The sequence below is a fragment of the Candidatus Dormiibacterota bacterium genome (assembly GCA_035635555.1).
In the GTDB taxonomy this organism is placed as follows: Bacteria; Acidobacteriota; Polarisedimenticolia; order Gp22-AA2; family Gp22-AA2; genus Gp22-AA3.
Genome location: DASQAT010000043.1, coordinates 1 through 14,368 on the forward strand (window position 1 = coordinate 1; position 14,368 = coordinate 14,368).

Below are 14,368 nucleotides of genomic sequence, written 5' to 3' on the forward strand. Positions count from 1 at the left end.
CGTGCGCCGGCGACTACGTGTCGCCCTCGTGGAGCGCGAACAGAAGGGTGAGGAACCTCGCTGAGCCTGACGCTCGTCTGTCCGAAAGGAGCTGCGGTGATCGGCACACGATCTTGACAGTGACCAGCCACTTCACAGAAACATGAGGCGCGCCCCTGTGCGGCCCGCCACCCGGGCACCGAGGCCCGGCAGGAAGCGGTCCGATTGGCGGCCCTCCGGAGCATCTGTTACAATCCACCGCCCCGAGAGACAGTCACGGGCATTCGAATTCCTGTGGAGGACTGATGATGACAACGGTCTCGATTCGCGGGCGCCGCATGGCCGCGCTCGCCGCCCCGCTCGTCGCGTGCGCCGCATTCGGCACCGCTCTCGCGCTCGCGCAGGGCTCCCCAACCCCGACGCCCGCCGCGGGCGCGCCACCGGCCGCGAAGGCCGCGCCCGAGAAAGGGTCCATGGACAAGCCTGCCGGCAAGAAGGAAGTCGCCGTCATCAAGACGAATCTCGGGACGATCGTGTTCGAGTTCCTTCCCGACGTGGCCCCGAAGATGGTCGCGAACTTCAAGGAGCTGGCGAAGAGCGGCTTCTACAACGGCACCACGTTCCACCGCGTCATCAACGGCTTCATGATCCAGGGGGGCGATCCGCTCTCCAAGGACGACGACCCCACCAACGACGGCTCGGGGGACGGGCCGCGCAAGATGCCGGCCGAATTCACGACGAAGTACAGCCACGTGCGCGGCATGGTCTCGACGGCCCGCACCAGCGACCCGAACAGCGGGTCGTGCCAGTTCTTCATCATGCAGGCGGACAACAAGGGGCTCGACAATCAATACACCATCTTCGGGCGGGTCCTCGAGGGGATGGACGTCGTGGACAAGATCTCCCAGGTCCCGAAGGCCCGCAACGACCGCCCCCTCCAGAACGTCGTGATGGAGAAGGTCACGATTGAGACGCGCTGAAGCGAAGGCCGCGGCCCGCAAGACGGAGCGCCGCGTCGACTGGCACACCTACTTCATGAACATCGCGCGCCAGGTGGCGAGCCGCTCCACGTGCGACCGCAAGCACGTGGGGGCGGTGATCGTCCGCGACAAGACGATCCTGTCCACCGGATACAACGGATCGATCCGCGGCATGCCCCATTGCGACGACGTCGGCCACGACCTGGAGGGAGGCCACTGCGTCGCCACCATCCACGCCGAGGCGAACGCCATCCTGCAGGCCGCGAAGAACGGCGTGATGATCGAGGGGGCGGAGATGTACACCACCGCCAGCCCCTGCTGGAACTGCTTCAAGCTGATCGCCAACGCCGGGATCACGACGATCTACTACGGCGAGTTCTACCGCGATCGGAAGAGCCTCGAGGTCGCCAGGAAGCTCGGGATCGATCTCATCGATCTCGCTTCGGGCGGGGCGGGGGCGGCCCCAGGCACGGTGCGCGCCGCGAAGGGCGCTGCGGGCGGACGGGCACGGGGGGGCGGCTGCGACTGGCAGGGTCCCGAGGACTGAGACGGCCGTGACGCCCGAGACGCGCGTCCTGGTCCTTTCCGAGGACGACGACGTCGGCGAGCCGCTCGCGACGCTGCTCCGGCGCGCGGGATACACCGTCCTGGGAGCGGACGGCCGGGACGGGGCCGGGCTCCTGGCCCCGGGGGGCGGGCCCTGCGACGCGCTGATCCTGGACCGCGACCTCCCGTCCGAACAGTACACCCGGATCCTCGATCTCCTGGCCCCCTTCGCCGGCCCCGCCTCGTTTCCACTCCTGGTGCTCGGCGGCGGCCCGTCCCCCGTTGTTCCGGCCGGCTGGCACGAGGACGCCTTCGCCTCGGTCGCGCGCCCTCCGCAGCCGGGGGAGATCCTGGCGACGCTCCTCTTCCTGCGCCGCCTGGTCTTCTACCGCCGCTACCGCGACCTCGTGCACGATCTCGCCCAGCCGGTCACGACCATCCACGCCCTCAGCCGCAGCATCGCGAGGCTCAGGCCGGAGGACGAGACCGCCCGGCAGACAATCGATCGCTTCGCGGTCGAGGCCGAGCGTCTGATGGTGCTGCTGGAGACGTTCCAGAGAAATCGCGGCCCGGCTACTTCCTGAGCAGTCCCTTCAGGTCCATGTTCCGGATGAGGCGGTGCAGGTAGTTGGGATGCACGTCCAGGAGGCGCGCGGTCTCGACGTAGTTGCCCCCCGCCTCCTTGAACGCCTTCACGATGAGCTGCTTCTTGGTCTCCTGGAGAGACTCGTGGTACCGGGTGACGGGCGGCCCCCCCGGCGGCCCGGCCTCGAGGACGCTCTCGGGCAGATCTTCCGGCCGGATCATTTCGCCCGACCCCAGGACCACGGCGCGCTCGATGGCATTCTCCAGCTCGCGCACGTTCCCGGGCCATTCGTAGCGCATCAGGCAGTCGAGCGCCCCGCCCGAGATCCCGGCGATCCTGCGGTTGCAGCGCTCGCCGTACTTCGACGCGAAGTAGCGCGCCAGCAGCGGAATGTCCTCCCGGCGCGCGCGCAGGGTCGGCATCTCGAGCGCCACGACATTGATGCGGTAGAACAGGTCCTCGCGAAAGCCTCCGGTCCTGGTCATCTCCTTCAGGTCGCGGTTGGTGGCGGTGATGAGACGCACGTCCACCTTGATCGGCCGGGTTCCGCCCACCCTCTCGAAGACGTGCTCCTGCAGGACGCGCAGGAGCTTCGCCTGCAGCGCCGGGGCCAGCTCCCCCACCTCGTCCAGGAACAGCGTCCCCCCGTCGGCGACCTCGATCTTCCCCTTCTTCTGCAGGACCGCCCCGGTGAACGCCCCGCGCTCGTGGCCGAACATCTCGCTCTCCAGGAGCGTCTCCGCCAGGGCCGCGCAGTTGATGGCGACGAAGGGCCTGGCGGCCCGCGGGCTGTTCTGATGGAGGGCACGCGCGACCAGCTCCTTGCCGGTGCCGCTCTCGCCCGTGATCAGGACGGTCGAATCGGTGGGGGCCGCCTTGGCCACGAATCCGAGCACGGCGGCCATCGCGGAGCCCTCCCCCACCATGTTGTGCGACACCTCGGCGTCCTGCCGCAGGCGACGGTTCTCCCCCTCGAGCCACTCGATCTGCCGCGCGTTCTCGAGCGCCACCGAGGCGATCCCCGCGACCGCGGTCAGGAGCTCGAGATGCCCCTCGTCGAAACGTATCTTGGGGCGGCTCGTGTCGAGGTACACGACACCGAGGGGCCTCGCGCCGAACGACAGCGGCACGGCGAGCACCGAGTGGACGTCCGCCCCCAGGAGGCTCTGGGACGCCCCGAAGTCGTCGCTGTCGCGCACGTCGTTGCACAGGATCGACACCCGCTCGCGCAGGACGCGCAGCACGATGGTCCGGCTGACCCGGATGCCCTGGACCGGACCGGCGTCCTTTTCCAGGCCGAAGGTCGAGGCGATCTCGTCCGACCCCCTGCCGGCGAGGAGCACGGCGCCGCGCTCGGCCGGGACGACCTCGAAGAGCGACTCCAGGAGCGCGCGTTCGAGCGCCTGCACCCCCTGGATCGAGTTGATCGCGGTGTTGATGCGCAGAAGCGCCGACAGGTCCCGCTCCACCCGTCCCGACGACGGTGAGGACGCCGCGGGACTCCTCGAGGCGGCCGTCCTCGACAGCTCGATCGTCGACCCCGTGACCATCCCCTGCTCTTTCAGCTCCACCGGGGCGCCCGCGGGGACTGGCTCGTTCTCCAGCAGGAGGACGAGGAAGATGGAGTCGCCGATGCGGACCTGATCGCCGTGCAGGAGGGGGCGTTCCTTCACAGGGACGCCGTTCACGAACGTTCCGTTGTGGCTTCCCAGGTCGGTGACGGTCACCCCCGCCCCCTGCCTCTCGAAGACGCAGTGCCGGCGGGACACCCACATGCTTTGAAGGCAGATCTCGTTCGTGGCGTCGCGCCCCACGCCGGTGCGGACGGCGCCCAGGGAGATGACCGTGCCTTGCCGCGGTCCCGCCACAGCCGCGAGTTTCGGTTCCATGGGTTCGGAAATTATACCCAATCGGATAGTCCTTCTATCCGATTGGATAGCGGATGGGCGGCGATTTTCCGCACCGCCCTCCCCTCCCCCCGGCGGGCGGATCCCATCAACCCCGCGCATTTCCACGGGTTCCGGCGATCGCGCCAGGGCCCTCGGCAATCGGGGAGGGACTGGCACGTCACTTGCCTTAGAGAAGCGCAACGACGAAGGGTGGACAGCCTCCGGAGGTTGTCGGTTCAATGCTGGCGCTCTTCACACGAAGGAAGGGGCGGTGTCATGCACAGGAAAGAGGCCGGAAGCGGTCGGGTGGCAGGAGGGGGGGCCCGCTTCCGGTCGTTCGTGCACTCCCTCGAAGACGTGCGGGGTGTCGATTTGATGGCCGAGGCCTGCCCGTTCGAGGAGCACTGTGATGCCGCTCCGAACGGCGAGCCGGGATTCAGGGCCCTGGCGGCGGCGCGACGCTTCGGCTCGTCGCGGCCCTATCTCAGGGGGCGCCGTCCGATGGCGTTCGCGTGCTCTGTGGTTCAGGGGCCGGCCTGCTGGGCCTGTCCCCTGGCGGCGCAGACACCGTCGATTGCGACTCCTTTCGGGACGATTCGACCGGCTTCCGGGGAACGGTTTTCGCCTGCGACGCGGCCGATCCCGGTGCCGCAGGGGCCACGGCGCCCGGCCGTCCTGCCGGCGTCTGCGGTCCCGCGGGTGCCGCCGCTGCAACGGGAGCACGAGCCTCTCCTGCGGGCGGCCGGCTCGCAATCATCTGGGCGACGAACGATTCCATAGTCTTCGCCGGGATCGAAGCGTGCACGACGATGCCGGGGCCGCCCTGGCTGATACGGATGCCGTCGAGGAGCTCGAGCCATTCCCTGGCCTCGTCCCGCGAGGCGCCGACCCGGCCGAGGGCGACCAGGCCGCGGGCGGCGTCGGCGAGCATCCTGGCGTTCGCCTCGGCATCCGCGCGGCCGAAGAGATCGAGGTCCACCGTGTCTCCGGCCACGCCGCGGAAGGCGATCGACACCAGCGACTGGACCGGTGCGGAGTTGAAAGTCAGGCCGGACAGATCGGTCGGTCCGGGAGCGTCCTTGAGCAGCGACTGCAGGCTCCTGCAATCGATCGCACCCCAGAACTGCGCCTCCTGCCGCACCTCCTCGAGGGGCGTCAGGATCGTCGGGCTTCCGTCCAGGCCGTGTCCGCGGGACTTTTCATTCGCCAGCATCGTCTCGAGCACGCTCTTCGGCCCCAGCGCGATGCTGCCGTCCTTGAGGAGCACGACGCTGAAGTCCAGGGTGCCGACCTCGACCAGGGTCAGGAGTTTGTCCCCTCCCAGGGCCTCCCGAACCTTGGCGCCGTCGAACGTGCCTTCCGCGAGCACGCCATACGCGATGGTGTGAGCGGGCCCGGGTACGACCGCCAGGCTCAGCCGGTCGAGGGTCGCCAGGAAGTCCGGGCCCAGGCGGTGCACGATCTCCGTGACGATTCCCCCGTCTCGACCGGAGAGCGCGGCCATGTCCTTCAGCCAGGGAGTGTCGGGGTGAAGCGCGCGGATCTTCCTGACCTCCATGACCACCAGGGCGGCGGTCTCCCGCGGGTAGGTCCCGAGAGCGCTCGAGCGCACCAGGCCCGCCGCCCCCTTCCGGCCCCCGCAGCCCGGGGCAGCCGCCAGCAGAGCGAGCGCTATCGCGAGGACCGCGTGACGTTTCGTTCTCATCGTGTCCTTCCCTCCGGGGCGGGCGCGGTCGAAGCCGCGCGGGCGTCCCTCAGTAGTCCTTGCGCGAAAAATAGACGACCGCGGCGGCCAGCGCCACGGCACCCGACGCGACCGAGCCGAGAACAGAGCCCCACGCGACTCCCCCGTCGTGCCGGATGAGGGTCATCGTCGACCGCACGAAGTCGTAGCTCTGCGGCAGGGCATGGTACAGCGTCTCCACGGTCGCCTGCGCCAGGAAACGCGCCACCCGCGACGTGATCAGGAGCGGCCAGTCGCGGTTGGCGTGCGGAAGGCGGACGAGGAGGCTCACGAAGAACAGGGCCGCCGTGATCATGATCGACACCGTGGTGGAGCGCAGGAGAACGCCGACCAGCACCATGAAGGCGAAGAGGCAGGCGAAGAAGAGGGACATCAGGAGACCGGACAGGACGAAGCCGCCGTTCCAGACTCCGGTCTTGAGCCCCAGGATGGCCGCCAGGCCGCAGGTGAGATACAGAAGATTGAGCGATGCCGTCAAAAGCCCCCCGGCATAGCGCGACAGGAGCAGGGCCGGTCGCGTGACCGGCTTCGACAGCAGGAGATCGATCGCCCCCTTCTCGAGCATGCGCGGCACCAGGCTCGCCGTGGCGAAGACCGACATCAGGATGGCGAGCGGGAACAGCAGGAACGCCACGCCGAGCTGCACGTAGCGCACGAACGTCTCCGCCGTCAGGCCGCCCATCCCCGCCACGTCCGGGTCGTCCCCCAGCCGGAAGCCGTGCGGCGACGTGCTCCCCTGCATCCCCGCCACCGACAGCGAGGCGATGACTCCGCCCGCGACGTCGGTCCTGAGCGCGAGGAGGAAGAACAGCAGGACGAGCGTGACGATGCCGAAATAGACGATGATCGTCCGGCGGTACAGGAGCTCGCGCCCGGTGTCGAGAAGAATCGCGGCGAACCTCACTGCGGCTCCCCTTCCTCGAGGACACGGACGAAGACCTCTTCGAGGCTGTCCCTGCGGGGCAGGACCGAGACGATCTCGAGGCCGCGGCTCCGCAGCGCGTCGATCGCCCGGTTCAACGCGGGAACGTCCCCCGAAAGTTCCAGCCCGGCCGCCGCGGGCCGCAGATCCGGCACGCTCGACAGGACGGCGTCCAGGACCCCCGGCGCCGCGGGACGCAGGTCGATCTGCCAGGCGCTCCGCGGCCGGGTCAGGTCGGAGACCAGTCCCTCGCGCAGGAGGACTCCCTCCTTCAGGATGGCCACCCGATCGCACAGCCGCTCCACCTCCGACAGCAGGTGCGAGTTCAGGAAGATCGTCGCGCCCCTCTCCCTCTGCTCCAGCAGGAGGTCGCGGATCTCGCGCCGTCCTATCGGGTCGACCCCGTCGGTCGGCTCGTCCAGGATCAGCAGGTCCGGCTCGTTGAGGATCGCCTGGGCCATGCCCAGGCGCTGCATCATCCCCTTGGAGTACTTGTGCACGCGCACGGAGCGCCACTCCTCCATGCGCACGCGCCGGAGCAGCGTCTCGACCCGCCGCGAGCGCTCGCCCCCCCTGAGACCGGACAGTCGGCCGAAGTGGTGCAGGAGCTGCTCCCCCGTCAGGTGGGCGGGGTAGCGGTGGTTCTCGGGCAAATAGCCGATGCGCTCCTTCGCACGCACGTCGCCGGGGGGACGGCCTAGGACGGACGCCCGGCCCGAGGTCGGGAAGGCGATCGCCAGGAGCAGCTTGACGAGAGTGGTCTTGCCGGCTCCGTTCGGCCCCAGGAGACCGAACGTGCGGCCGCGCGGGACCGTGAGGTCGAGCCCGCGCAGCGCCACGACCCCGGCGCGCGCGAACGGCGCGCGGTAGGTCTTGGCCAGGGACACGCAGGCGAGGGCGGGAGCGGCGGCGTCCGTCGGAGATCCTCCGCCTACATCCCCATGATGTGGTAGCCGTTGTCCACGAAGATCACCTCGCCGGTGATGCCGCGCGACAGGGGGGAGCAGAGGAACAGCGCCGCGTCCCCCACCTCGGCCGGCTCGGTGTTGCGCGGCAGCGGCGATCGCTCGCGCACGATCGACAGCATCTTGGTGAATCCCGGCACGCCGCGCGCCGCGAGAGTGCTGATCGGTCCGGAGGAAATGCCGTTGACGCGGATGTTCTTCTTGCCGAGGTCGTGCGCCAGGTAGCGGATGCTCGCCTCGAGAGCCGCCTTGGCCACGCCCATGACGTTGTACCCCGGCACGACCTTCTCGGATCCGAGGTAGGTCAGGGCGAGGATGCTGCCCCCCCCTTCCATGAGGGAGGAGGCGCGCTGCGCCAGGGCCACGAGGGAGTAGGCGCTGATGTCGAGCGCCGTCTTGAAACCCTCGCGCGAGGTGGCCAGGCACTCGCCGTCGAGGTCCTCCTTGCGGGCGAACGCGACGCAGTGCACCAGGGCGTCGAGCCGGCCGAAATCCTGCTTCACCTTCGCGAACAGGCCGTCGATCTCGTCGTCCCGGGTGACGTCGCAGGGGTGGACGACCGACCCCTCGAGCGTCGCGGCGAGGGAGCGCACGTTCTCCTCCAGGCGGTCCCCCTGGTAGTTGAACGCCAGTCGCATCCCCTCGCGGTGCAGGGCCTCGGCGATGCTCCAGGCGATGCTGCGCTTGTTGGCGACCCCGACGATGAGACCCTTCTTCCCTTCCAGGAGCATGCCGCGTCCCCTCCCACGAAAACCCTCAGACGACTCCGGTGACCCCCTCGCCGCCCGGGCGGGGGCCGATCGGGGCCGGCGCCCGGGTCTCGATCGGGGCGGGCTGCAGCGACTGCGCCGCCTCCACGATCGCCCCCTCCAGGACGTCGAGCCCCTCCTCCAGCTGCTCCTCGGTGATCACCAGGGGCATCAGCGTCCGGATGACGTTGCCGTAGGTCCCCGCGCCGATGACGATGAGACCACGCTCGTAGCACAGCCGCACGATGCGGTTCACCAGCTCTTTCGCCGGCTCCTTCGTGGCGCGGTCCTTGACGAACTCGATCGCCCGCATCGCCCCGACGCCGCGCACGTTGCCGACGGACGGGCACTTCTTCCACAGCGCCTCGAACCGGTCGCGGACCTTCTCCCCGATCCGGGCCGCTCTCTCGGCGAGGGTCTGCTTCTCGATCGTCTCGATCACCGCCAGGGCCGCCGCGCAGGCCACGGGGTTGCCGCCGAAGGTGCCGCCGAGGCTCCCCTCCATCGGCGCGTCCATGATCTCGGCCCGGCCGGTGATCGAGGACAACGGCAGGCCCGCGGCGATCGATTTCGACGCGATCAGGATGTCCGGCTCGATCCCCCAGTGCTCGCAGGCCCACATCTTCCCCGTGCGCCCGAACCCGGTCTGCACCTCGTCGGCGATCACCAGGATGTCGTACTTGCGGCAGATGTTGACCAGGATCGGGTAGTACTCCTGGGGCGGCATGATGAAGCCCCCCTCCCCCATGACCGGCTCGACGATGAGGGCCGCGACCGAGGCCGGATCGACGTAACGCTTGAAGAAGTCCTCCAGGAACGTGCCGCACTCGATGTTGCACCCCGGGTAGCGCTTCCCCCACGGGCAGCGGTAGCAGTAGGAGAAGGGCATCCTGTGGATCTCGGCGGCGTACGGTCCGAAGTGGTCTTTATAAGGATGGACCTTGCTGGTCAGGGACATGGCCAGGAGGGTGCGACCGTGGAAGGCGTCCTCGAAGCAGACGATCGCGGACCGGCGGGTGAAGTTGCGCGCCACCTTGACGGCGTTCTCGACCGCCTCGGCCCCGGAGTTGGCGAAGAAGGTCTTCTTCTGGAACGACCCGGGGGTGATGCGGTTCATGACCTCGGCCAGCCTGATGTACGGCTCGTTCATCGTGACATGGAAGCAGGAGTGGATGTATTTCTCGGCCTGCTGCTGGATCGCCCGGACGACGCTCTTCGGCGCGTGGCCGGTGTTGAGCACGCCGATGCCGCCGGCGAAGTCGAGGTAGCGGTTGCCGTCCACGTCCTCGAGCACGGCCCCTTCGCCACGGGCGATGAACAGGGGCGTGATGTTGTAGGGGCCGCGGGGCACCGCGGCCTGGCGGGCCCTCAGAAGCTCCTGCGAGCGCGGACCCGGTATCGCGGTCTTCAGGACGATGTGCTTCGTCATTCCTGCGATTCCTTACTTGAGGTCGCTCCAGCGGTAAGGGTACCAGTACGGCTTCGCCTCGATCTTGTAGTCCATGTGGACGTGCTTCGGCTCCCGGAAGGCGTCCAGCCCCTCGATGCCGAGCTCCCGGCCGATGCCGCTCTTGCGCATGCCGCCGAACGGTGCGGCGTCATTGTCTGTCAACGGATCGTTGATCCAGAACGTTCCCGCGTGGACATTCTCCATCGCGTACATGGCGTATTCGAGATTGTTGGTGTAGATGTTCGCCCCCAGGCCGTACTCCGAGTCGTCCGCCAGGCGCACGGCTTCTTCGATTCCCTTGACAGGCATGATCGGGGCGATCGGGCCGAACGTCTCGGACTTCATGATCGACATCTTATGGCTGACATTCGTCAGGACGGTGGGCTCGAAGAAGTACCCCTTCTTGAGGGCCGGCGGCCGCCGCCCGCCGCACATCACCCGGGCCCCCTGCGACACCGCCTCCTCGATCCTGGCCTCGATCTGCTTCCGGTGCGCCTCGCGGATGAGCGGCCCGCAGTCGATGTCCGGCCCCATCGGGTTCCCGAGCCTCAGCTTCTTCGCCAGGGCGACGAACTTCTTCGTGAACTCCTCATAGACCCTCTCGAACACGTAGAAGCGCTCCCCCGAGGTGCAGACCTGCCCCATGTTGAGGAACGCCGCCCAGACGGCGCCGCGCGCCGCGACCTCGAGATCGACGTCGTCGCAGACGATGAACGGGTCGTTGCCGCCCAGCTCGAGGTTCAGCTTCTTGAGGTGGGGCGCCGCGGCCGTCGATATCGCCTTGCCGGTGGCGATGCTCCCCGTGAAGGCGATGAGCTGGACGTCGGGATGCACGACCAGGGGATCGCCGACCTCGGTCCCGAAGCCGGTGAGGATGTTCACGACCCCCTTGCCGAAGATCCCGAGATCCTCGGCCAGCATCAGGGTCGACAGAGGGGTCTCGTTCGACGGCTTGATGACGACGGTGTTGCCCGCCGCCAGGGCCGGCGCCAGCTTCCAGGTCAGGAGGAGGAGCGGGTAGTTCCAGGGGACGATGGCGACGACGACGCCGTACGGCTCCTTGCGGACGAAGTTGATCTGGTGCCGGAAGACCGGCGAGGGGACCTTTCCCCCCTGGTCGCGCGCCAGCTCGCCGTAGTAATCGAAGCAGGCGGCGCACCATTCGACCTCGTCCAGGTTCTCGATGAGCGGCTTCCCTCCCTCGAGGGTGAGCCGCCGCGCCACCGCCATCGCCTTCCCCCGCAGGCGCGTGGCGAAGTCGTGCATGAGGGCCGCCCGCTCGATTCCGGGGACGCCGCGCCAGTCGCCGAACGCCTCGGCGGCGGACTCCACCGCCAGATCGGCGTCTTGGGCATTGGCGCGCGGCACTTCGTCGATGATCTCTTCGGTGGCGGGATTGTCGATCGGGAAGCACTTCTTCGAGACGCTCCCGGTCCATTGGCCGTCGATCCACATGCGCTGCATGGCGCATTATACCCCTGCGTATCCGCGGGACAGGAAGGGTCAGCCGTTCCGGCCCGCGAGGGCCGCGTCCAGCGACTCGACCAGGCGGTCGAGGAGCTCTTCCGGGATGTTGAGCGGCGGCTCGACGCGGATGACCCGCGGCCGGTTCAGGGCATAGGCGACCAGGACGCGCTTCTCGTAGAGCACCTCGGTGACCGTGGCCCCGAGCGCCTCGTCGCGCATCTCGATGCCGATGAGCAGACCCTTCCCCCGGACTTCGTCGATCGCCCACGGATGCTTGCGTTGCAGCGATCGAAGCCGGTCCAGGAGGAGGGCGCCGAGGCGGGCGGAGCGCTCGCTCAGGCGGTCGCGCACGGTGATCTCGATCGCCTTGGCGGCGGCGGTGGCCGCGAGCGGGTTGTTCCCGAACGTCGACGAGTGCCACATCGGGTTGGCGTGGAACGACGCGAAGATCTCGTCCGTCGTCGTGAACGAGCCGCAGGGGACGACTCCGCCGGACAGCGCCTTCGCCAGGCAGAGGATGTCCGGCACGACGTTCCAATGGTTCACCCCGAACAAGGCGCCGGTGCGGCCGAGCCCGGTCTGCACCTCGTCCGCGATCAGGAGGACGCCGTTCCTGGTGCAGGTCTCGCGGACGCGCGGCCAGTAGTCGTCGGGGGGCACGATGACGCCCCCCTCCCCCTGCACCGGCTCGAGGATGACGGCGGCGGTGTCCTTCCGCATCGCCTTGTCGATGGCCGCGGCGTCCCCGTACGGCACGAACGACACGTCCTGCAGGAGCGGCTGGAACGGCTCGCGGAACACCGGGCGGCCGGTGACCGACAGGCTGCCCATCGACTTGCCGTGGAACGAGTTCTCGGTCGAGATGAATCCTCGTTTCTTCGTGTACAGGCGCGCGAGCTTGAGGGCCCCCTCCACCGCCTCGGTGCCGCTGTTGCAGAAGAAGGTCCGCTTCAGTCCGCCGGGGGCCACCTCGGCGAGCCGGCGCCCCGCCTCGGCCGTGATCGGGTTGACCAGGTACTGGCTGTGCAACGGCATCCGGTCGAGCTGGTCCTTGACGGCGCGCACCACTTCCGGGTGCCGGTGCCCCAGGGAGAAGATCCCGTAACCGCCGAGACAGTCGATGTACTCGTCGCCGTAGATGTTCCGGATCACCGAGCCCTCGCCGCTCCACTCGACCTGGGCGCGATCGCGGTCACGGTCGCGTGTCTTCGGGAAGCGGCGCAGGTAGGCGTTCCAGTTGTCGATCCCCTCCGCGGCGATCGCCTCCTGCTCGGCGCGGGTCAGGTCGCGTTCGATCGGCAGCTTCACGAAAGGCTCTTCAGCGTGTCGTCGAGATGCCCCAGGACCTCGTCGATCAGCTTCCTGGGGATCGACAGAGCCGGCTCGATCCGGATCGTCTTGGCGTTCAGGAGCGTGCCGGCCACCAGGACGCCGCGACGGAACAGCCCGGCCGCCACGGAGTAGCCGAACTCGGTGTTGTCGAACTCGACGCCGATCAGGAGCCCCTTGCCGCGCACGTCGACGAGGTGCTCGGGGTAGCGGGACTGGATGTCGCGCAGCCCCGCCAGGAAGTACTCCCCCGACACGGCGGCCTGGCCCGGCAGGTCCTCTTCCAGGGTCACATTGATCGCGGCGATCCCGGCGGCGCAGGCGAGCGGATTGCCGCCGAAGGTCGACGAGTGCAGGAACGGGTTGGCCTCAAGGACTTTCCAGATCTCCGGCGTCGAGATGAAGGCGGACAGCGGCATCACCCCGCCCCCGAGCGCCTTCCCCAGGCACATGATGTCCGGGATCACGTCCCAGTGCTCGACCCCGAACAGCTTGCCGGTGCGCCCCATGCCGGTCTGCACCTCGTCGGCGATCAGGAGGACGTCGTACTCGTCGCAGATCTCCCTCAGGCGCGGCCAGTAGTCGTCGGGGGGTACGATCGCCCCCGCCTCCCCCTGCACCGGCTCGGCCACCACGGCCGCGATGTCCAGCCCCACGTCGCGCGCCTTCTTGAGCTGCCACTCGACCTCGTCGGCGTCGCCGAACTCCACGAAATAGACGTCCTGCAGGAGAGGCTCGAAGGCCACCCGGTACTCCGCCTTGCCCATGAGCGACAGCGATCCGTACGACTTGCCATGAAAACCACGGATCGTGGAGATGAATCCGGACTTCTCCGTGTAGAGCCGGGCCAGCTTCATCGCCCCTTCGACCGCGTCGGTGCCGTTATTGATGAAGAAGCACTTCTGGAGATTGCCGGGGGCGATCTCCCCCAGGAGCTCCGCCAGCGCCCCGCGCAGGGGGTCGAGCAGCTCCTGGCTGGACAACGGCATCCGATCGAGCTGGCTGCGCACCGCCTCGACGATCTTCGGGTGACGGACGCCGGCGCTGTAGATCCCGAAGCCGCCCAGGCAGTCGATGTACTGCCGCCCCATGATGTCTTCGATGTAGGAGCCCTGGCCGGTCCATTCGATCGCGGCGTACTGCTCGGCCTCCGCCACCGACTTGCGGTACTCCAGGAATCCGGAGTTGAAATAGGCGTTGAACGACTTGACCGTCTCCTTGACGACGGTCTTCTTCCTGGCCAGGTTCAGCTTGTTGGCGTTGGCGATGATGTTGAGCCAGCGCTGCGACTCCTTGATGACCTTTTCGGCCGTGAAGCGCCGCGCGCCGCGTCGCGCCCTCGCCTTGGCAGCCGCCTTCAGGCTCTTGCGGACGGCGGCGCGTTTCTCAGGAGCGCTCACCGGCATCGGGTCGGCGCTCCGCGGGGCCACCTTCATCGTCACCGTCGGCGGCGGATCCCCCTTGCGGGCGCCGTTGCCGGCCGGCTTGCCGGCGGACGCCAGGCGGACGTTCGACAGGAGCACCACGTCTCCGCCGCCGCTCCCCCCCTTCGATCTCATGTCCCGCTTCATTGTGTTTTTCATATGAGGCCTCTTTCGTTCCAGCGAATCCAGAAAAGACAAGACTCCCCCCCGGGCTCCATGAGCCAAGACAGCGACCTGTGTTGGACGGCCCTGAGGCCTTTGTCGGGGTGTCGCCGGCTTGGGCGAGGCTTACTAGGTGTCGGTCAGGAACGGCCGGGTCTTGCGGAGACTGCCGGCGG

At 68.4% G+C, this 14,368-nt stretch carries 12 protein-coding genes; 3 read left to right on the forward strand and 9 right to left on the reverse strand.

Annotated features, from left to right (window positions below; translation table 11 throughout):
* Window positions 1-284: 284 nt before the first annotated feature.
* Genes VEW47_12055 through VEW47_12065 form a run of 3 tightly spaced genes read left to right on the forward strand, consistent with a single transcriptional unit; the run spans window position 285 to window position 2,089 of the window.
* Window positions 285-959: a peptidylprolyl isomerase gene (locus VEW47_12055; GenBank protein HYS05916.1), complete on the forward strand. Its 675-nt coding sequence runs from the start codon at window positions 285-287 to the stop codon at window positions 957-959.
* Complete coding sequence (locus tag VEW47_12060) at window positions 946-1,506, forward strand: dCMP deaminase family protein (GenBank protein ID HYS05917.1); 561 nt, start codon at window positions 946-948, stop codon at window positions 1,504-1,506. Before VEW47_12055 ends, VEW47_12060 begins: the two co-directional genes overlap by 14 nt.
* A gap of 7 nt (window positions 1,507-1,513) precedes the next feature.
* On the forward strand, window positions 1,514-2,089 hold the full coding sequence (locus VEW47_12065; protein HYS05918.1) for a hypothetical protein: 576 nt from the start codon (window positions 1,514-1,516) through the stop codon (window positions 2,087-2,089).
* Here VEW47_12065 and VEW47_12070 read toward each other — a convergent pair.
* From VEW47_12070 to VEW47_12110, 9 genes are all read right to left on the reverse strand, one after another.
* Entirely contained in the window at window positions 2,079-3,980 is a 1,902-nt protein-coding gene (locus tag VEW47_12070; GenBank protein ID HYS05919.1) for a sigma 54-interacting transcriptional regulator, read from the reverse strand. The genes VEW47_12065 and VEW47_12070 overlap by 11 nt on opposite strands.
* A gap of 484 nt (window positions 3,981-4,464) precedes the next feature.
* Complete coding sequence (locus VEW47_12075; protein HYS05920.1) at window positions 4,465-5,685, reverse strand: hypothetical protein; 1,221 nt, start codon at window positions 5,683-5,685, stop codon at window positions 4,465-4,467.
* Between the two features lie 49 nt (window positions 5,686-5,734).
* Window positions 5,735-6,628, reverse strand: coding sequence for an ABC transporter permease subunit (locus VEW47_12080; GenBank protein HYS05921.1), 894 nt, complete (start codon window positions 6,626-6,628; stop codon window positions 5,735-5,737).
* The gene (locus VEW47_12085; GenBank protein HYS05922.1) at window positions 6,625-7,533 is read right to left on the reverse strand and encodes an ABC transporter ATP-binding protein; all 909 of its coding nucleotides are present in this window, start codon (window positions 7,531-7,533) and stop codon (window positions 6,625-6,627) included. Before VEW47_12085 ends, VEW47_12080 begins: the two co-directional genes overlap by 4 nt.
* A gap of 44 nt (window positions 7,534-7,577) precedes the next feature.
* Window positions 7,578-8,342 (reverse strand): enoyl-ACP reductase, encoded by a 765-nt coding sequence (locus VEW47_12090; protein ID HYS05923.1) that lies wholly within the window; start codon window positions 8,340-8,342, stop codon window positions 7,578-7,580.
* A 25-nt stretch (window positions 8,343-8,367) separates the two neighbouring features.
* A complete protein-coding gene (gabT, locus tag VEW47_12095) occupies window positions 8,368-9,789 on the reverse strand; it encodes a 4-aminobutyrate--2-oxoglutarate transaminase (GenBank protein ID HYS05924.1) in 1,422 nt (473 codons plus the stop codon).
* Window positions 9,790-9,801: 12 nt separating this feature from the next.
* Window positions 9,802-11,274, reverse strand: coding sequence for an aldehyde dehydrogenase family protein (locus VEW47_12100; GenBank protein ID HYS05925.1), 1,473 nt, complete (start codon window positions 11,272-11,274; stop codon window positions 9,802-9,804).
* A 39-nt stretch (window positions 11,275-11,313) separates the two neighbouring features.
* A complete protein-coding gene (locus VEW47_12105) occupies window positions 11,314-12,585 on the reverse strand; it encodes an aminotransferase class III-fold pyridoxal phosphate-dependent enzyme (protein HYS05926.1) in 1,272 nt (423 codons plus the stop codon).
* Complete coding sequence (locus VEW47_12110) at window positions 12,582-14,165, reverse strand: putrescine aminotransferase (GenBank protein HYS05927.1); 1,584 nt, start codon at window positions 14,163-14,165, stop codon at window positions 12,582-12,584. Before VEW47_12110 ends, VEW47_12105 begins: the two co-directional genes overlap by 4 nt.
* Window positions 14,166-14,368: the final 203 nt, after the last annotated feature.